The sequence below is a fragment of the Evtepia sp. genome, assembly GCF_034090835.1.
GTDB lineage: Bacteria > Bacillota > Clostridia > Oscillospirales > Oscillospiraceae > Evtepia.
On record NZ_JAXDRS010000017.1, the window covers coordinates 15,021 to 34,329 of the forward strand.

13 protein-coding genes and 1 other RNA gene are annotated in these 19,309 nt (G+C 53.4%); 10 read left to right on the plus strand and 4 right to left on the minus strand.

Annotation, left to right across the window (positions count from 1 at the left end):
* Nucleotides 1-100 precede the first annotated feature (100 nt).
* Nucleotides 101-2,425, minus strand: a complete 2,325-nt coding sequence (locus SOR61_RS03095; protein ID WP_320611230.1) for a PBP1A family penicillin-binding protein — start codon at nt 2,423-2,425, stop codon at nt 101-103.
* A gap of 250 nt (nt 2,426-2,675) precedes the next feature.
* Between SOR61_RS03095 and SOR61_RS03100 the strand changes: the two genes are divergently transcribed.
* The 9 genes from SOR61_RS03100 to SOR61_RS03140 all read left to right on the plus strand — a co-directional run bounded on the left by SOR61_RS03100 (nt 2,676) and on the right by SOR61_RS03140 (nt 13,358).
* The gene (locus SOR61_RS03100; RefSeq protein ID WP_320611231.1) at nt 2,676-2,972 is read left to right on the plus strand and encodes a DUF1292 domain-containing protein; all 297 of its coding nucleotides are present in this window, start codon (nt 2,676-2,678) and stop codon (nt 2,970-2,972) included.
* A gap of 24 nt (nt 2,973-2,996) precedes the next feature.
* Nucleotides 2,997-3,187: non-coding RNA, 6S RNA (gene ssrS / locus SOR61_RS03105), on the plus strand.
* Nucleotides 3,188-3,519: 332 nt separating this feature from the next.
* Nucleotides 3,520-4,674 carry an iron-containing alcohol dehydrogenase gene (locus SOR61_RS03110; RefSeq protein ID WP_407066501.1) on the plus strand — a complete coding sequence of 385 codons (1,155 nt, stop codon included), beginning with the start codon at nt 3,520-3,522 and terminating at the stop codon, nt 4,672-4,674.
* 181 nt (nt 4,675-4,855) lie between these two features.
* Nucleotides 4,856-6,157: a hypothetical protein gene (locus SOR61_RS03115; RefSeq protein ID WP_320611232.1), complete on the plus strand. Its 1,302-nt coding sequence runs from the start codon at nt 4,856-4,858 to the stop codon at nt 6,155-6,157.
* A 26-nt stretch (nt 6,158-6,183) separates the two neighbouring features.
* A complete protein-coding gene (locus SOR61_RS03120) occupies nt 6,184-6,810 on the plus strand; it encodes a flavodoxin family protein (protein ID WP_320611233.1) in 627 nt (208 codons plus the stop codon).
* Nucleotides 6,811-6,835: 25 nt separating this feature from the next.
* Nucleotides 6,836-8,122, plus strand: a complete 1,287-nt coding sequence (locus tag SOR61_RS03125) for a CapA family protein (protein ID WP_320611234.1) — start codon at nt 6,836-6,838, stop codon at nt 8,120-8,122.
* Nucleotides 8,123-8,210: 88 nt separating this feature from the next.
* Nucleotides 8,211-8,864 carry a Crp/Fnr family transcriptional regulator gene (locus SOR61_RS03130; RefSeq protein ID WP_320611235.1) on the plus strand — a complete coding sequence of 218 codons (654 nt, stop codon included), beginning with the start codon at nt 8,211-8,213 and terminating at the stop codon, nt 8,862-8,864.
* Between the two features lie 596 nt (nt 8,865-9,460).
* Nucleotides 9,461-10,831, plus strand: coding sequence for a radical SAM protein (locus SOR61_RS03135; RefSeq protein ID WP_320611236.1), 1,371 nt, complete (start codon nt 9,461-9,463; stop codon nt 10,829-10,831).
* 151 nt (nt 10,832-10,982) lie between these two features.
* Nucleotides 10,983-13,358, plus strand: coding sequence for an HAD-IC family P-type ATPase (locus tag SOR61_RS03140; RefSeq protein WP_320611237.1), 2,376 nt, complete (start codon nt 10,983-10,985; stop codon nt 13,356-13,358).
* A gap of 94 nt (nt 13,359-13,452) precedes the next feature.
* On the opposite strand, the gene SOR61_RS03145 is transcribed toward SOR61_RS03140, so the two are convergent.
* The gene (locus SOR61_RS03145; RefSeq protein WP_320611238.1) at nt 13,453-14,667 is read right to left on the minus strand and encodes an acetate kinase; all 1,215 of its coding nucleotides are present in this window, start codon (nt 14,665-14,667) and stop codon (nt 13,453-13,455) included.
* Nucleotides 14,668-14,826: 159 nt separating this feature from the next.
* Between SOR61_RS03145 and SOR61_RS03150 the strand changes: the two genes are divergently transcribed.
* Complete coding sequence (locus SOR61_RS03150) at nt 14,827-16,017, plus strand: nucleotidyltransferase family protein (RefSeq protein ID WP_320611239.1); 1,191 nt, start codon at nt 14,827-14,829, stop codon at nt 16,015-16,017.
* Between the two features lie 95 nt (nt 16,018-16,112).
* Here SOR61_RS03150 and SOR61_RS03155 read toward each other — a convergent pair whose 3' ends face one another.
* Nucleotides 16,113-17,780, minus strand: a complete 1,668-nt coding sequence (locus SOR61_RS03155) for a formate--tetrahydrofolate ligase (RefSeq protein ID WP_320611240.1) — start codon at nt 17,778-17,780, stop codon at nt 16,113-16,115.
* Between the two features lie 17 nt (nt 17,781-17,797).
* Nucleotides 17,798-19,300 carry an IMP dehydrogenase gene (locus SOR61_RS03160; RefSeq protein WP_320611241.1) on the minus strand — a complete coding sequence of 501 codons (1,503 nt, stop codon included), beginning with the start codon at nt 19,298-19,300 and terminating at the stop codon, nt 17,798-17,800.
* Nucleotides 19,301-19,309: the final 9 nt, after the last annotated feature.

Here is a 19,309-nt window from a genome sequence, read left to right on the forward strand (position 1 = left end):
GACTGAGCGACAGTTTTCCTTCTTCTTTTGCTCGAATTTCAGTCATATCATGCAAAAACCGGGACCCAACAGGAATTGGGTCCCGGTTCGCCTCTCAAGACTATGGTGTTTCACCGCCGCCATCCACCGGTGGTTCGATGGGATCGGGAGGCGTCGTACCTCCGCCTTCCCCGGATCCTTCTCCTCCGGTTTCACCGCCGGTTTCTCCTCCGGTCTCGCCGCCGGTAGCAGGCGGGATCACCGGCTGTTCGATCTTGTGGATGTTGCAGTATCCTGTCGGTACATCGTCCGGATAGAAGGTCCCTGTGACCAGATGCCCGGAGCAAGCCGGTCCAGGCAGCTTACCGCTGATGCCGCAGTAGGTGACCTGCTTCAGGTTAACACCATCCGGCGTATCAAATGCCTTATACTGCAGGTTCTTATGGATCTCCTGCATCACCATCCGCCACATATTGGTGGAGGGATTGCGCAAGCCTGTGGAGAGTCGTTCCTGCTGGTCATATCCGGTCCAGACCGCAGCCGTGTAATAGGGTGTATAACCCACAAAGTACAGGTCCTTTCGAGAGGTCGTGGTACCGGTCTTACCAGCAATATCCTGACCGCTAAAGTTTGCAGCGGTACCAGTACCACTGGAGACGACTTGCTTCAGCATATCAGTGATGTAGAACGCAGTACGCTCAGAGACCGCTCTCTCCCCTTCCTGGCCATTGTTGTCCTTTTTCCGGTCATTGTCCAGCAGGATCTTCCCGTTTCGATCCAGCACCATGGAATAGGTACGCGGCTCCATGTAGATGCCGCCGCGGGGGAAGCTGGAGTAGGCCGCTGCCATCTGGTAGGTGCTGACGCCGTCGGTCAAACCACCCAGCGCCAACGGGGCAAGGTCAATATCCGAGTAGTTCTTATTGCCCACTTTCCGGGACTCGACCAGATCAAAGTGGAACTTGTCCTCCATAAAGTCGAAGCTGACCTGGGGCGTAATATCACTCAACACCTTAACCGCAACTGTATTCAAAGAATCTTCCACTGCCTTAGCTACGGTAACCGGTCCCTGATAGCTTCCCGACGCATTGACAGGCCACCCCTTTTCCTTGTCATAGGGGCTGTCGTCATAGATGGATGCAGGGGTGATCTTACCCAATTCAATGGCCGGAGCATAGACCGCCAAAGGCTTAATGGAAGATCCGGGAGGACGCAGGGTCCGTGTGGCCCGGTTCCAACCTAGGCTGCTGGTCTTTTCTCCCACGCCGCCGGCCATGGCAACCACGTCGCCAGTCTCGTTATTGACCACGGTGATGGCAGACTGCAGAGGCTGCCCAGTGGCAGACGTATAGTTCAGATTGTTCCGGTCGTTATAGATCTTGTCCACCGCTGCCTGAACGTCTTTATCGATGCAGGTATAGATCTCCAAACCGCCGGAGTAAACCATCATCTGTGCATACTCCTTGGACCAGTTATAGGTCTCCTGCAGGTCATTGACCACGTCAGCGATGACCGCATCTTCATACCAGGTATAGACTGTCGATTTCTGGGAGACCTCCGAGCCATGGTCAAAGTTCAGCTTTTCCGCAATGGCGGCATCCCGTTCTTCCTCCGTGATGTACCCCTGTTCCTCCATCACGTACAGGATAGTCTCCTGCCGCTGCTTGTTGAAGTCACGGGAGGTCATCACCTTTCCGGTCTTCTCGTCCACGACCTCCAGATTACCCAGGGGGTCGTATTTAGACGGATTGTTGGTAATACCAATAAGGCTGGCGCACTCTGCAAGGCTCAGCTCCGAAACATGCTTACCAAAATATTTAAAGGAAGCGGTATACACACCGTTGCAGCCCTGGCCCAGGTAGATGTAGTTCAGATACCATTCCAGAATATCTTCCTTGGAATAGTTCTTTTCCAGTTCCAGTGCACGGAAGATCTCCGTGATCTTCCGCTTGACCGTCACATCATCATCTGTGGTAAGGTTTTTGATCAGCTGCTGGGTAATGGTAGAACCGCCCTGGATATCCCGTCCAGTAAACATAAGCAGGATACCATTGGCTGTTCTGAGCCAGTCAACGCCATGGTGTTTGTAGAACCGCTGGTCCTCGATGGCCACCGCAGCATTCATCAGATCTTCAGGGATCTCATCCCGGGTGACCCAGACACGGTTTTCGTCACCGTACAGGGTCTGCATTTCCGTGTAGCCCCCTGTTTCTTTATCCAACCATAGCATCTTGCTGGTCAAATTCATATTCATGGCATAGTCATTTAACTGCAAGTCTGCCTCGGGCAGGATTACATTTTTAATGTAGGCTGCCGCCATACAAAACAGCATGGCTGTGGTGATGACAATGATCAGCACGATCGTCATGACGACTTTAAACGCCTTGCCGTGTTTTTTCCGTCTTCGCTTAGTCTGTTTTCTGCGGGTATCTTGATTTCGTTCCAACTTGACACCTCCGATGTCAGATACTAAAGAATGAACGCCTCAGTTCCTCAGGGGTCGCCTGAGTTCTGTGTCGTCAGCATCCCTCCTTTACCATGTCTATTCTCCGTATTATACCACACCTTTTCAATTTGTCTATCCGTGAATTATGAGGTTTTTATGAAATCTTTCCCGAAAGTTTTCTTCTCTTCTCCCTTGCTTTTTTCCCTCTTACGGGGTAAAATATAGCCAGTTCAACGAAGGAGATACCCGCATGAGCGAAGAATACAGCGCAAATTTCATTACCGTCACCGACGATGACGGCAACGAGTTCGAGCTGGAGCATCTGGACACCATCGAGTTTAACGGCGAAACGTATCTGGCCTTTTTCCCTGCTGTTTCGGAAGACAGCGAGGAAAACAATGAAGAAGAACTCGGTCTGGTCATTCTGAAAGTCATCCGTGAAAACGGAGAAGAGCTCCTCTCCACCCTGGACAGCGACGAAGAGACCGACGCTGTCTACAACGAGTTCATGAAAGAACTGTTTTCCGAAGAAGAGGAAGACTCCTGAGCTCCTCCTCTCCCTTCCTGAAAGATCGCCCTGCTCGGTGCGTGAATTGGACCCTTTTAAACCCACATTTCTTAAACGGGACGCTGACTCGCTGTGTGAATTGCAGGCCTCCCGACTCCGGTTGGAAGTTGGAAGCAGAGAAGCACAGCGGAGGCAACCCACCTGCCATTCTGTGCAGGTTTTAATCGGGTCCGCACGGCCAGAGTGGGGCTTTCTGTTCTCTTTTCTCAAATATGACACAATGCCTTTGTTTTTTCACGACGCAGGAAAAGACAGAGGCTTTTTTATTGCTTTTTACCGTTCCTTTTTCCTCTTTTCGGCAAAATGACAATAGTATCTTTATTTATTAAATCACTTTCGGAAGTCTCTTCCTGGAAATGTACATTGTTACCAAAAATAGGTCAAAATTCTTGTTGCATATTTTCGTCCCATTGGAACTTGCCATCGTTCCTTTTCAATGTTATACTAATTGCGAAAGCAGTTTAGCCCATCTTTTAGGTTAAACCGCATAAACACTTTTGAGTAACTTGGAAAGGATGCGATCCCTATGATTAAAGACTTTGGTTTCATCATTCCTCAGAACTGTCAGTTCGGCATGGGCGCTCTGAAGAAGCTGCCTGACTTCCTGAAGATCTGCGGTTCCGACAACGTTATGCTGATCTCCGACCGTGGCCTGGAAGCCATCGGTGTCGTTGATAAGGTTCGCGAGATTATCAAGGGTGCTAACCTGAAGTACAGCGAGTATCTGGACGTTCTGCCCAACCCCACTGTTGACATCGTCAACGAGTGCGCAGCTCAGTACAAGGCAGCTGGTGCTACCGCTATCCTGGCTCTGGGCGGCGGCTCCCCCATGGACGTTGCTAAGGCAGTCGGCGTTGTCGCTAAGTTCGGCGGCAGCATCACCGATTACGAAGGCGTCGGCAAGGTTCCCGGCCCCATCGATCCCCTGATCGCTATCCCCACCACCGCTGGTACCGGTTCCGAAGTTACCGTCGCTGCCGTTATCACTGACGAAGCTCGTAACTACAAGCTGTCCGTGCTGGGCCCCGAAATCTCCCCCACCTACGCAGTTCTGGATCCCGAGCTCATCATGACCGCTCCCGCTTCCGTTGCTGCTGCCTGCGGCGTTGACGCTCTGATCCATGCTATGGAATCCTACATCAACACCGACGCTAACCCCTTCGCAGCTGCTATGGGCGAGAAGGCTATGGAACTCATCGGCGCCAACATCCGTAAGTTCGTGGCTCGCCGCAACGACGCTGACGCAGCTTGCGCTATGATGCTGGGCTCCACCTTCGCTGGCATCGCTTTCGCCAACAACCGTCTGGGCAACATCCACGCTATGTCTCACCCCGTGTCCGCATTCTTCCACGTTGCTCACGGTGTGGCCAACGCAGTCCTGATGCCCACCATCTTCGAGTTCAACGCTCTGGCAAGCGACGAGCGCTATGCTAAGATCTATGAATACATCACCGGCAAGAAGGCAGGCCCCGACTTCGTGCCTCAGATGCTGTGCGACGCTCTGCGTCAGCTGAACGCTGATCTGGGCATCCCCGCTTGCCTGGCTGACGTCGGTGTCACCGAGGACAAGATCCCTCAGATGGCTGTCGACGCTATGAAGAGCGGCAACGTCATGGTCAACCCCAGAATCACCACCGTGAAGGACGTCGAAGCTCTGTATCACAAGGCTATGTACAAGTAATCCGTTTTTCGGATTTTCAAAAAAAGAGATCGGCTCAGCCGGTCTCTTTTTTTCTTGTCTCAAAAGAGTCAAAGCCTTTTACTTTTGATAAAACATGGTATAATACAAGCAACAGTGCTTGTATGCACCCTTTATTGCTGTAGCCTGTGATCCAAAAGGCCATTCCTAGGAGGCATGTTCCATGAATCCAACCCTTGAACAATCGACCCTTGACTTACTTCGTTCCAATAGTATGACCCCCGATGTACTGGACCTCTCTACTATGACCCAACTTTTCCTCTCACAAATGAGAGTTTCCCTCTACGGCGGGAAGGCTTCCGTTCCCATGCTCCCCACCTTCTTGAAACCCTTCGGTACTCTGAAGGATGATGAGCCTGTAGCCGTCGCCGAAGTGGACGACCAGGAGGTCCGTGTATGTCTGGTTACCTTTTCCAATGGACAAGCAACTTGTGCTGAGGAAACCAGCTTTCCAGTCCCTGGTCGGGAGTATCCCGCTCCCTTTGAAGATCTGATTTATGCTATTGCAGAGCTCTTAGAGCCTCTATTACCCTCTGCAAAACGGATCGCTATCTCCATCCCCTTTCCTGTCGACTACGACGGAAAAGGAGATGGTACCCTTCGCCGCTTCCCGGGAAATATGGCCATCAGCGACTATGAAAATAAGCCTGTCCTGGCTGCGCTGGCAGAAGAGCTTTCCAGCCGTGATCTTCCTCCCCTCCCTGCTGTTTTGGTCAGCGAACCGGACGCTGTTCTTCTGGCTGCCGCCCTGACTGTTCCGCAGCAATCCCGTTATCTGGGCTGCACCTGGGGATCTACCATTGACGTAGGATTTTCCGCCCCTGGAAGCATTGTCCTGCGATGGCTGGGGATCCCCGGTGATCTCATGCTCTTTGACGGAGGTTTCTCCAGCGCAGAATGCGTTCCCTTTGGTCTGGTGGATTTCAGTAAGGACCGAGACTGTTACGCTCCGGGTCACGATCTCTATCTGAAGATGGTCTCCACTGACTACTTAGGGGAGATCTACCGATTGGTCATGATCAAAGCTGCGGAGAAAAAGCTGCTCTCCTTTGGCTGCAGCCGGGACATTCTGTCTTTGACGTATCTCAGCACCGATGCTTTGGCTGACTTCCTGGCCTCTCCGGAAGGTTCCGGGACCATCGCCCATTACTGCCGGGAGGAAGAGGACCGCTCCGTTGCCCTCATCGTGGCCAAAGCTGTTATGGACCGTGCCGCCCGTCTGGTCTGCGCAAATCTATCCGCAGTGCTTCAATTTGTAGGCGCCGGCCGAAATGCAGATGCTCCTGCCTGCGTGGGCATCTATGGACAGGCTTTCCAGATCCCTCCTCTTCGTGCATGCCTGGAGGCGCATCTTGCCACCTTTACCAGGGATATCCTGGGCCTGCATACTACCCTCTACACCGGGGACCACATGCTTGCCACGGGTACAGCTGCCGCCGCTTTCTACAACGGCATCCCTGAATAACATCCAGAGAAAGGAATCCACACTCTATGAAAATCATTGGCATCAACGGAAGTCCCAGAGCCAACGGAAACACCAAATCTGCGCTGGACGCTATGGGGAAGATTTTTGCTGAGGAGTCCATCGATTTTGAAGTCCTTCACATCGGACACCAGCTCTCCCCCTGCTCCGGCTGTTTTCGCTGCGCCAAAACCCATACCTGCACCCTCCCCGACGATGGACTCAATCGGTTTTATGAACAGCTCATCCAGGCAGACGGTCTTGTTTTCGGCTCTCCTGTTTACTTTGCCTCGATCACCAGCGGCATGCGCTGCTTCATGGACCGGATCGGCTGCATCGACATGAACAACGGACGGCAGTTCCGTTTCAAGGTGGGTGTCCCTGTGGTGGTGGCCAGACGGGCCGGGGCAGTCAACGCAATGGATGAGCTGATCCATTATCTCAATTACGCCCAGATGCTCATCCCCGGCTCGGTCTACTGGCCTCTCGCCTTTGGCAATCGTCCGGGGGAGGTATGGCAAGACGAAGAAGGTATCCAGACCCTGGAGGTCCTGGCTCGAAACATGGCCTATGTGATGAAGGTCATGGATGCCGGAAAGGCCCAGCATCCTGTTCCCGAACTCCCCAGAAAATATTACACGAACTTTATCCGATAATTTCTTACAAAGGAACGATTGACGTATGAATAAGAAACTTTTCCTTACTGCTCTGGTTTTAGTTCTCGTTTGTGCGCTCCTTGTTTTTCTGGGGATAAAAAAAGAGCATCCCCAAGCGCCCTCTTCCCAGGGCCAGCAGACAAGCAGCACGCAGCAAACAGAAAAGCAGGAACCGATCACAGCTACTCTGGCTGTCTGCGGTGATATTATGAGCCATCTGCCTCAAACCAATGATGCCTATGACGCTTCCAGCAATACTTACAGCTATTTGAATTGTTTCCAGTTTGTAAAACCTTGGATCGAGCAGGCCGACTTTGCTGTGGGTAACTTTGAAACCACCTTGAACGGCCCTCCTTATTCCGGTTATCCCCAGTTCTGCGCTCCTGATGCCCTTGCCCACGACATCAAGGCCATCGGCTTTGATCTGGTGACCACTGCCAATAACCACAGCATGGACAAGGGGTATGACGGACTGTGCCGTACCCTGGACGTATTGGATGAAAGTGGTTTGCAGCATGTGGGCACCTACCGCACCCAGGAAGAATTTAACGAGAACAACGGCGTGGTTGTCGCCGATGTGGGCGGGATCTCCGTGGCCTTCCTGGGCTACTCCTACGGCACCAACGGCATCCCGATCCAGTCTGATCGGAACTTCTGTCTGAATCGCTTTAACATTGACTACGATGGCGCCTGTACCACTCTGGACCAGGAAAAACTGAAAAAAGAGCTTTCCTATGCAGAAAGTCTGAATACCGATCTGATTGCCGTTATGATCCACTGGGGCATCGAGTATCAAACCACTCAAAATGCCTATCAGGACCAGGTGGCAGACTTCCTTATCCAGAATGGCGCCGACCTGATTTTGGGCAGCCATTCCCACGTACCCCAGCCCATGATGACCCGCACGGTCACCATGGACGATGGTTCCACCCGCTCCGGTTTCGTCTGCTATTCCCTGGGGAATTTCGTGTCCAACCAGAGCCCCGCTACGGTAAACGTCAACTACACCGACACCACCGCTGTGCTGAACATCGAACTGACCAAGGACCCTGCAACCAATGAAACCACGGTTTCCGGAACCAGCTATGTTCCTCTCCTGGTCCTCAATCGTGGAGCCGGTGTCAGCGACCAGTACTATATTATGGATGTCCATGCGGGAATGGCTGCGTACGAAAACGGTGACACCTCTCTCGTCACCTCTGCTGTCTACCAAAAGCTGCAGTACGCCCTGGAAGGCTGCCACTCCATCCTGGGTGAATCCTACGACTATACCAAAACAAGCGGCAGCAGCCCTGAAAACGCAGCTGCGTAAGCATCGCACAAAAAGGAAAAGCCGTTGCAAATGCAACGGCTTTTCCTTTATAATTAAGAAGCAATAGATTATATCAGGGAGGCTTGCTATGACGATCTATCCGGAAATGGCCCGCTGTCCGCTGTTCTGCGGGCTTTCGCCAGAGGAAACCAATTACGCTTTATCCTATTTTAAAAGCAGAGAGAAATCCTATCAAAAGGGAGAATTCCTTCATCATGTCTCCTTCCCTCTTCCGTCTTTCGGGCTTGTCCTGCGGGGAACGGTACAGGTCTATATGGACGACATTGACGGACATCATATGATCATGAACCATGTCGGCCCTGGGGAGCTGTTTGGAGAAGCCTACAGCTTTCTCGGTATTGACGCACCCATCTATATCTGTGCCGTGACCGATGTCAGAATCCTGTGGCTCAGTCCTGCGCGAATTCGGACCCCCCTCTTCCCTCTTCAGCCTTTGGACCAGGAATTATCCAACCGCTTCATCGCAGCCCTGGCTGCCAGGACTTTAAAAATGAATCAGCGCATTCAGATCCTTTCCAAAAGCACGCTGCGCAGAAAACTGATTGCGTTCCTCTCTCAGTATGCCAAAGCCAAAGGAGAACCCTTTGACCTTCCTTTTGATCGGGCCAGCATGGCTGACTTTCTGGGAACCAACCGCAGCGCCCTCTCCAGAGAACTATCCAACATGCAGAAAGAAGGAATCCTCACCTTTCATCGGAACCAGTTCTGCATTCTGGATTAAAGCTCAATCCATTCTCTGACATAAGGCGTTAAAATATCGATAATACGGCAGCAATTCTTCAAACCCTGATAAGACCTCATCCACCAACGCTCTGCTATATAGTATGCAAAGCAGCAACAGATCCCTTTGCATTGTACCATTACGAAGCAGCATTTCCTCCTTTCTGTTTAAAAATCAGCGAAATGACGAAAAATTTATCGAGAATTCCTTTTTATTCCATTTATACCAATTCATGTGTTCCTCTTCTTGCTCCGTTCTTCAACACAGCGTACATTTCCGCAGCTTCTCTTTAATTTATTATAAAACTTTTTTTATGCTCCAAAATTTTTCCCCTTTTAATAGGTCTTTAAAACTTAACATCTTCCGCTTTTTTATTCTTTTGAATATTATTTTTCTTTTTATCTGCATCGCCCTGTATATTATTAGTCATTTTGCACATAAATAAAGCATACTTTTTGTAGCTTCGTAGAACCTCTCTTGAAAAAGCAACCAAAGCATACTATTATATACTGTGATCATTTCTTATATCTTATATATCATACTTCCGTTTCCACGGAGAACTTTCGATATAGTTAAACAAAGGGAGGAATGCCACTATGTTTGGTAACACCATCAAAAAATTCGCAATTAACCAGGCCTTTTCCTATATTGAAAAAGACCCCATCAAGAATCTCTCCAAGGTTATGGATATGGTTGACAAGTTCGCAGGCAATGGCCCCGAGAGCTTTCCCCGTCAGAGACAGGCTGTTCGCGACGCCATCAGCAACGAAGACTCCACTTCTCATAAGCTGGTGCTTCGTATGATGACCGAGATGGATCTCGGCTTCACTGAGACCCTTCTGTCCAACTTTTTCCTGAACGCCAGCATCACCGGCTGGAAAAAGCAGGACGAATATCGGAATAAATATGATTGCAACGTCCCCTGGGCCATCCTGCTGGACCCCACTTCTGCCTGCAACCTGCACTGCAAGGGATGCTGGGCTGCCGAGTATGGTAACAAGCTGAACCTTTCCTATGATGAGATCGATGATATCATCCGCCAGGGCAAGGAAATGGGCACGTATTTCTATATCTACACCGGCGGTGAACCCCTGGTGCGCAAGAAGGATATCATCAAGTTGTGCGAAAAGCACTCTGATGCCATCTTTATGTGCTTTACCAACGCCACCCTAATCGATGAGGAGTTTGCTGACGCCATGCTTCGGGTCAAAAACTTCGTACCTGTCATCAGCGTGGAAGGCTTTGAGGAGGCAACCGATTCCCGCCGCGGCGACGGGACCTATCAAAAGGTCGTCAAGGCTATGAACCTGCTGAAATCCAAGCGTCTGCCGTTCGGTATCTCTACTTGCTACACCAGCGCCAACATCAAAGACGTAAGCACCGAAGCTTATCTGGATCAGCTGGTGGAATGGGGCGCTTTCTTTGTCTGGTACTTCCACTACATGCCCGTGGGCAAGGATGCTGTGCCTGAACTCCTCCCCACTCCTGAACAGAGAGAGTATATGTACCATCAGATCCGTGAACTGCGGGGTAAGAAGCCCATCTTCATGATGGACTTCCAGAACGACGGTGAGTATGTAGGCGGCTGCATTGCCGGCGGCCGGCGTTACCTCCACATCAACGCCAACGGCGACTGCGATCCCTGCGTGTTCATTCACTACTCTGACTCCAATATTCGCGAAAAGACCCTTCTGGAGGCTCTGTGTTCTCCCCTGTTTAAGGCATACCACGATGGCCAGCCCTTCAACGAAAACCATCTGCGGCCCTGCCCCATGCTCGAAAACCCCGACGCTCTCCGCGCTATGGTGAACAACACCGGTGCCCACTCCACGGATATGGAAGCCCCCGAAGGCGTCGAGGATCTGTGCAGCAAATGCGATGCATATGCCTCCAACTGGAAGCCCACCGCAGAAAATCTCTGGTCCTGCTCTCACAGCTGCGCTGCCTGCGGCCAGAAACCCCAATAAAGCACCTTCCAAATTCATCCAGTCCTGTTGCGATTTTGGACAGAATAGAGTATAATACCTTTGGTTTCGGTACCGGAGGGCCCGATGGATTTACTCACCGGGTCCTTCGGTTCTTCCATTTCCGCATTTTTTGAGAAAGTCGAGGGTAGCTATGCCATCTATTTCCCACACTTCCGAGAACCCCATCCTGGGCCTTACAGATGCGCAGGTAAAAAAACGGATCCAGGCCGGGCTGGTCAACACCCCGCCGGAATCTCCTACGAAATCTGTAAAAAAGATCGTCCTGGAAAACCTGTTTTCCTTCTTCAACATCATCTTCTATGTCATCGCTGCCTTTCTTATCGCAGTCGGTTCCTGGGGAGAACTAATTTTCCTCCTGGTGGTCGGTGCCAACACCGCCATCGGGATCATCCAAGAGCTCATATCCAAGAAAAAACTGGATGCGCTCTCTCTGCTCTCAGCTCCAAGAGCGCAGGTCATACGAAACGGCGAAGAAATCACCATCCACACCGCAGATCTGGTGAAAGATGATGTGGTTGTGTTCAGCGCCGGGAACCAAATCACCGCTGATGCACAGGTGATCTCCGGCTCTGTGCAAGTGAACGAATCGCTCATCACCGGTGAATCCGATGAAATCACTAAGCAGCCTGGAGACACCCTTCTTTCCGGCAGTTTCGTGGTCTCTGGAAAATGCTATGCAGGCCTCACCAGAGTGGGCTCGGCATCCTATGCCTCTCAGCTCACCAACGAGGCCAAGAAGTCGAAAAAAAGCCATTTACCCGGCATGATGCGTTCGTTGAACCGTTTGCTCATCGCCATCGGTATTTTGATCGTCCCCATTGGGGTCATGTTGTTTTATCGCCAGACCTCCCTCCTGGGTCTCTCTGTCAAAGAAGGCATCGAGACCACTGCCGCTGCTGTCATTGGTATGATTCCCGAAGGATTGTACCTCATGGTCAGCCTGGCGCTGGCTGCCAGCGTGGCGCGCCTTGCCGCAAAAAAGACTCTGGTCCAGGACCTTAAGTGTACAGAGACACTGGCCCGCGTGGATGTTCTCTGCGTCGACAAAACCGGCACCATTACCCAGCCGAAAATGGCCTATTGCGGCCTGGTCCCCCTCTCGACCCAGGAGACACAGGAGCAGTTGGAGCAGCGCCTATCTGACTTTGTGTCCAATATGGACCCTGACAACGAAACTATGCAGGCACTTCAGAAGGAGCTCAAACGGGATGCTGCACGAATTGCCATAAAAACGATCGGCTTTTCTTCTGAGACGAAATACAGTGCCGTCTCCTTTGGAACGGACTCCTATGTGCTGGGCGCTCCGGAGTTTATCTTAGGGGCTGATGGTTACGCCTCCATCAAATCCCTGGCAGAAGAAGCCATGGCAGATGGCAGCCGCGTTCTTCTGTTTGCCTCCTGTGACCTTGCGCCCGATGGGCGAAGGGTCTCCTCCCCTGTTCCTCTGGCCTTTGTGCTTCTCCGCAACCCTGTCCGTGAGAACGCCAAGCAGACCTTTGAGTACTTCCATCAGCAGGGAGTCACCGTGAAAGTCATCTCCGGGGACAACCCCGTCACCGTCTCCGCCGCTGCACGGGAAGCAGGTATTGAAGGTGCCGACCGCTATGTGGACGCCTCCACCCTGCAAAGCTATGAAGAAGTCCTCACCGCCTGCGAAGAATACAATGTCTTTGGACGGGTGAAGCCAAACCAGAAGAAACTGCTGATCCAGGCCCTGCAAAGCCACAAGCATACAGTGGCTATGACTGGCGATGGCGTCAACGACGTGCTGGCGCTGAAGGAAGCCGACTGCAGCATCGCCATGGCTTCCGGCAGTGATGTAGCCGCCCAGATCTCTGACCTGGTCCTGATGAACTCTGACTTTTCTTCCATGCCTTCCGTGGTGGCAGAAGGACGCCGTGTTATCAATAACATTGAGCGTTCCGCCACCCTCTACCTTGTGAAGAATATCTTCTCCCTGATTCTGGCGATCATCTCCATCACAGCCGTCTTCTCCTATCCCCTCACCCCTTCTCAGCTTACGCTGATGAGTCTCATCGCCATCGGCATTCCCTCCCTGATCATCTCTCTGGAACCCAACGAAGATCTGGTCAGCGGCAAGTTCCTGCGCAACGCCATTATCCGCGCCCTTCCCGCTGCGCTTACCGATCTCTTCATCATCATCTTCGTCTTGCAGTTCCAGAAAGCGTTCCAAATGAGTAACCAGGAGATCTCGACGATCACCGCTCTTCTTGTCACCATCGTAGGTTTCTTCGTGGTCTGGCGATTGGCCAAGCCCATCAATCGACTCCATATCGGAATGATGGCAGGTCTTATCCTTATGCTTGTGGTCATCGTTCTTTTCTTCCCCTCGCTGTTCTCTCTCTCCGGCCTGTCCTTTGGCGGATACCTTGTTTTGTTGGTCTTCATTCTTCTGATCCCTTCTGTGATCTGGCTGCTGAACAAAGGACTGGAAGGACTGGAACTTCTCCTCAACAAGATCAGCGGTGGAAAATACGCAGAATAAATACCCTCTATGACAATGATAAAAAAAATCCCGAGTCCATACGGACTCGGGATTTTTCGTTTCATGCACTGGGTATCATAGAAAGGGGATCGTCTTAGTCAGCCTTCTTGGCCTCCAGCTCACGAACCAGCTTGGCGGTATCCAGAGCGATCACCAACTCCTCATTGGTGGGGATGAGCAGGATCTTGTTGGGGGAATCGTCGGTGGAGATGAAGGCCTCCTTGCCGCGAACGTTGTTCTTCTCGGGATCCAGGTTCAGACCCAAGAACTCCAGACCTTCCATGATCTTCGCACGGAGGGAAGCAGAGTTCTCACCAACGCCAGCGGTAAAGACCACGGCGTCCACGCCGCCCATAGCAGCAGCGGAAGAACCGATTCTCTTGGTGACCTTGTAGCAGAACATATCGATAGCCAGCTGAGCGCGCTCGTTGCCTTCGCTGGCAGCGGCTTCCAGATCACGGAAGTCAGAGGAAACACCGGAGATACCCAGAACGCCAGACTCCTTGTTCAGCACGTTCTCCACACGCTTGCCGGAGTAACCACGCTGATCTGCAATGTACTCGGTGATGGCTGCGTCGATAGCGCCGGAACGGGTGCCCATGGGCAGACCGTCCTGAGGAGTGAAGCCCATGGAGGTGTCGATGGACTTACCGAACTTCACGGAGCAGGTGGAAGCGCCGTTGCCCAGGTGGCATGTGACGATCCGCAGTTCCTCAATGGGACGGCCTATCATCTCAGCTGCGCGCTGGGAAACATACTGGTGGGAAGTGCCGTGGAAGCCATAACGGCGGACCTTATTCTCGGTGTACCAACGATAAGGCACTGCATAGATAAATGCCTTGGGAGGCATGGTCTGATGGAATGCGGTATCAAACACAGCGACCATGGGTTTGTTGGGCATTACGTCCTGGCAAGCCTCGATACCAACGATGTTGGCGGGGTTGTGCAGAGGAGCCAGGGGGATACAATCCTGGATGCCCTTCATGACCTTTCTGTCGATGATCACGGAATGGGTGAATTCCTCGCCGCCGTGCACCACGCGGTGACCCACAGCGTCGATCTCGTCCATGCTGGTGATCACGCCGTAGTGGTTGTGCTGCAGGATGGCCAGCACTTCCTTGATAGCTGCCTCATGATCGGGCATATCCACGTCAGCGTCAAACACGTCCTTGCCAGTGGGAGTATGCTTCAGATGGCCGTCAATGCCGATTCTCTCACACAGGCCCTTTGCCAGAACTTCCTTGGTATCGGGGTCCAGCAGCTGATACTTCAGGGAAGAGCTGCCTGCGTTAATAACCAGAATTTTCATGGTAATTTGCACTCCTTAACAGTAGTTTCAATGATATCTTGCTTGTTTTCCCCTTTCGGGGTAAAATACTCATACATCTAATATATTATCCCATTCTCCCCAAAAGGACAACAGTTTTTTCCCCTAATTTCAAATTTTTTCTATGGAAGGAGTTTGGCTATGCATACAATCGGAATCATCGCAGAATACAACCCATTTCATAGCGGTCATCACTACCACATCCAGGAGGTCCGCCGCACCTTCGGCCAGGATTGCGCCGTGGTCTGCGCCATGAGCGGCAACTGGGTTCAGCGGGGTGAGGCTGCTATCACCGACAAGTGGACCCGCAGCCTCTTTGCTCTCCAGGGAGGCGCCGATCTCATTCTTGAGATCCCCACCCCCTGGGCCGTCTCCTCTGCCGAAACCTTCGCCCAAAGCGGGGTCTCTCTTCTGGATGCAACCGGCCTTGTGGATACCATCAGCTTTGGCAGTGAAGCCGGCCAGCTTGCTCCCCTGCAGGCTGTGGCAGCTTGCATTGACTCCCCAACATGGCAAGAACATTTACGGGAAGGGCTTCGTCATGGCCTCTCCTTTCCCGCCGCCCGACAAAAAGCAGTCAGCGCTTTGCTGGGCCCAGATGCCGACTGCCTGCGCACCCCCAACAACAATCTGGCTGTGGAGTACCTCCGGGCCATGGAACGGCTGGGGTCTCCCATGGCCCCCCATACCCTTTCCCGACTGGGCGCAGGGCATGATGCGGACGATCCCTCTTCCCTTCCCCACGCCTCAGCCTCCTACCTACGACAGCAGATCATCACGGAGCATCCCCGTGCCCTTTCCCCCTTTCTTCCAGCCGATACAGAAGCTGTCCTGCGGCAGGACCCTGCCAGCCTCGCCTTCTGCACCCAGGGCATCTTGGCCCGGCTTCGGACCATGACTGAGGCAGACCTCGCCCGTCTGCCGGACAGCGGCGAGGGACTGAGCCAGCGTCTGTACGCCGCCGTCCAGACCGCCGCCACCCTGCCGGAGCTCTATGATCTCACCAAAACCAAACGCTATCCCATGGCACGGATCCGACGCCTGGTCCTCTGGGCTTTCCTGGGTCTGACGGAGACAGACCGTCCCCAGAATATCCCCTACCTTCGAGTGTTGGGCTTCTCCCCTCGGGGGCAGCTGCTCCTCCGGCAGATGAAACACACTGCGGCCCTCCCCATTCTCACCAAGCCTGCCCACGCCGAAAAACTCTCCCATGAAGTCAGCTCCCTGTTTCATCTGGAAGCACGCTGCACCCTCCTTTACGATCTCTGCCGCAAGAGCTTTGGCCAGAGCGCTGGTAAGAACGAATACACCCAGAATCCCATCCGAGTATAATCTCTTCTCATTTCAAAAAATCGGACGCCTGTACCTTTTCGATACAGGCGTCCGATTTTTTATGGGAAATCATTCAAACGAGCACGAAGCAAAACTTAGAACAAACCGGTGATCTTACCCGTTTCATCCACGTCAATCTTCTCTGCTGCGGGTACCTTGGGCAGGCCAGGCATGGTCAGGATGTCACCCGTCAGGGCTACGATGAACCCTGCGCCAGCAGAAACCTTCAGATTGCGAACCGTGACCACAAAGCCCTCCGGCGCACCCAGCAGGGACGCATCGTCGGAGAAGCTGTACTGGGTCTTGGCCATGCAGATGGGATAGTTGCCAAATCCCTGCTCTGCCAGCTGCTTTGCCTGTTTCTTGGCCGCAGGCGTCAGCACCACATCCTTGCCGCGGTAGACCTTGGTCACGATGGCATGGAGTTTCTCTTCAATCGTCGTATCCAGCTGATAGGAATGACGGAACTGGTTGGGCGTCTCACACAGACGGACCACTTCCTGGGCCAGGGCTACGCCGCCTTCGCCGCCTTTGCCCCAGACTTCGGACAGGGCTACATTGACGCCCAGCTCCTTGCACTTGGCCTCGATCAGCGCCAGTTCCTTCTCTGTGTCCATGGGGAACCGGTTGATGGCCACAACGCAGGGCAGACCAAAGACCGTGGTGATATTCTCCACGTGGCGCAGGAGGTTGGGCAGGCCCTTCTCCAGGGCTTCCAGGTTCTCGGTACCCAGGTCAGCCTTAGCCACGCCGCCGTGATGCTTCAGAGCGCGAACAGTGGCCACAACCACCACAGCGTCCGGGCGCAGCCCGGCCATGCGGCACTTGATGTCCAGGAACTTTTCTGCACCCAGATCGGCACCAAAGCCGGCTTCCGTCACAGCGTAGTCCCCCAGCTTCAGAGCAGCCTTGGTGGCCATGATAGAGTTACACCCGTGGGCAATGTTTGCAAAGGGGCCGCCGTGGATAAAGGCAGGGGTGCCTTCCAGGGTCTGAACCAGGTTGGGCTTCAGGGCATCCTTCAGCAGGGCTGTCATGGCACCGGCTGCTTTCAGATCGTTGGCAGCCACCGGACGGTCGTCATAGGTGTAACCTACGACCATACGTCCCAGCCGTTCCTTCAGGTCCGTAATAGAGGTTGCCAGGCACAGCACCGCCATGATCTCAGAGGCCACGGTGATATCAAAGCCATCCTCACGAGGAACCCCCTGCATCCGGCCGCCCAAACCATCCACAATGTTGCGCAGCTGACGATCATTCATATCTACGCAGCGCTTCCAGGTGATCTTCTTCACATCAATCCCCAGGCTGTTGCCCTGCTGAATGTGGTTATCCAGCATGGCAGCCAGCAGGTTGTTGGCTGCGCCAATGGCGTGGAAATCGCCGGTAAAGTGCAGGTTGATGTCCTCCATGGGCACCACCTGTGCATAGCCGCCGCCAGCGGCGCCGCCCTTCAGGCCAAAGACAGGACCCAGAGAGGGTTCCCGGAGGGCGACCACAGAGTTCTTTCCGATCTTCCGCAGGCCGTCTGCCAGACCAACGGTGGTGGTGGTCTTGCCTTCGCCGGCAGGCGTGGGGGTAATGGCTGTCACCAGAATGAGCTTGCCGTTGGGGCGCTCCACTTCCTGGAGCATAGCGTAGTCGACCTTTGCTTTATAGTTGCCGTACTGCTCCAGATATTTTTCGTCAACACCAACCGTCTGCGCAATCTCACGAATGTGCTTCATTTCACAGCTCTGGGCGATCTCGATATCGCTTTTCATGCTGTCCCCTCCCTTTCTTATGCGTTGTTGCTGGTAGAGCGCAGGGTCACGTCATGGTAGCCGCCTTCCACGATACTGGTGGCAGACACCACGGTGATCTTGGCGTTCTTCTGCAGCTCAGGAATGGTGATCATACCACAGTTGCACATGGTAGACTTCACCTTGTACAGGCTCTTGGCCACGTTATCCTGGAGGGAGCCTGCGTAGACCACGTAAGAGTCCACGCCTTCCTCAAAGGCCAGGTCGCTCTTGCCGCCCAGGTCATAGCGCTGCCAGTTCCGGGCGCGGTTGGAGCCCTCGCCCCAGTACTCCTTCACGTAGGTGCCGTTGACCATGAGCTTGTTGGAGGGGCTTTCGTCGAACCGGGCGAAGTAGCGGCCCAGCATCAGGAAGTCCGCACCCATGGCCAGAGCCAGGGTCATATGATAGTCGTAAACGATGCCGCCGTCAGAGCAGATGGGCACATAGATGCCGGTCTTTTCAAAGTACTCATCCCGGGCAGCAGCCACCTCAATGAGGGCGGTAGCCTGGCCACGGCCGATGCCCTTCTGTTCACGGGTGATGCAGATGGAGCCGCCGCCGATACCGACCTTCACAAAGTCAGCCCCGGCTTCTGCCAGATAAAGGAACCCTTCCCGGTCCACCACGTTGCCGGCGCCTACCTTTACGGAGTCACCGTACTTGCCGCGGATAAAGTCCAGGGTCCGCTTCTGCCAGACGGAATAGCCTTCTGAGGAGTCGATGCAGAGGATATCTGCGCCGGCTTCCACCAGAGCGGGCACTCTCTTTTCGTAGTCCTTGGTGTTGATACCGGCGCCCACCATGTAACGCTTCTGGGCATCCAGGATCTCGTTGGGGTTATCCTTATGGGCAGAGTAGTCCTTCCGGAAGACGAAGCTCTGGAGTCTGCCCTGGTCGTCCACCACGGGCAGGGCGTTGAGCTTGTGCTCCCAGATGATATCGTTGGCCTGCTTCAGGGTGGTGTTTTTGGGGGCGGTCACCAGACGCTCCACCGGTGTCATGAAGTCTGCCACCTTCTCGGATTCATCCATCCGGCTGACACGATAGTCACGGCTGGTCACCAGACCCATTAGGTTGCCGTTGGGGGAGCCGTCTTCCGTGACAGCCATGGTAGAGTGGCCGGTCACCTTCAAAAGGGCCAGCACATCGGCCAGGGTATCGTCGGGCTTCAGGTTGGAGTCACTGCTCACGAAACCGGCCTTGTAGCTCTTCACCTTTGCCACCATGGCAGCTTCGCTCTCAATGGACTGAGAACCATAGATGAAGGACAGGCCGCCCTCCTTGGCCAGGGCCACTGCCATCTTGTCGTCCGAAACGGCCTGCATGATAGCGGAGGTGAGGGGAATGTTCAGGGACAGCGCAGGCTCCTCTCCTCTTTTATACTTCACCAGAGGAGTCTTCAGGGATACGTTATCAGGGATGCATTCCTCAGAGGTAAATCCGGGTACCAGCAGGTATTCGCTAAAGGTACGGGAGGGTTCAGGATAGTAATAAGCCATAGCAGGCTC

Excerpts from the sequence above, each read along its gene's own strand:
- SOR61_RS03100 (WP_320611231.1), top strand. The coding sequence starts at position 2,676 with ATGAGCGAAGAATACAGCGCAAATTTCATTACCGTCACCGACGATGAC.
- SOR61_RS03110 (WP_407066501.1), top strand. The coding sequence starts at position 3,520 with ATGATTAAAGACTTTGGTTTCATCATTCCTCAGAACTGTCAGTTCGGC.
- SOR61_RS03115 (WP_320611232.1), top strand. The coding sequence starts at position 4,856 with ATGAATCCAACCCTTGAACAATCGACCCTTGACTTACTTCGTTCCAAT.
- SOR61_RS03120 (WP_320611233.1), top strand. The coding sequence starts at position 6,184 with ATGAAAATCATTGGCATCAACGGAAGTCCCAGAGCCAACGGAAACACC.
- SOR61_RS03125 (WP_320611234.1), top strand. The coding sequence starts at position 6,836 with ATGAATAAGAAACTTTTCCTTACTGCTCTGGTTTTAGTTCTCGTTTGT.
- SOR61_RS03130 (WP_320611235.1), top strand. The coding sequence starts at position 8,211 with ATGACGATCTATCCGGAAATGGCCCGCTGTCCGCTGTTCTGCGGGCTT.
- SOR61_RS03135 (WP_320611236.1), top strand. The coding sequence starts at position 9,461 with ATGTTTGGTAACACCATCAAAAAATTCGCAATTAACCAGGCCTTTTCC.
- SOR61_RS03140 (WP_320611237.1), top strand. The coding sequence starts at position 10,983 with ATGCCATCTATTTCCCACACTTCCGAGAACCCCATCCTGGGCCTTACA.
- SOR61_RS03145 (WP_320611238.1), bottom strand. The coding sequence starts at position 14,667 with ATGAAAATTCTGGTTATTAACGCAGGCAGCTCTTCCCTGAAGTATCAG.
- SOR61_RS03150 (WP_320611239.1), top strand. The coding sequence starts at position 14,827 with ATGCATACAATCGGAATCATCGCAGAATACAACCCATTTCATAGCGGT.
- SOR61_RS03155 (WP_320611240.1), bottom strand. The coding sequence starts at position 17,780 with ATGAAAAGCGATATCGAGATCGCCCAGAGCTGTGAAATGAAGCACATT.
- SOR61_RS03160 (WP_320611241.1), bottom strand. The coding sequence starts at position 19,300 with ATGGCTTATTACTATCCTGAACCCTCCCGTACCTTTAGCGAATACCTG.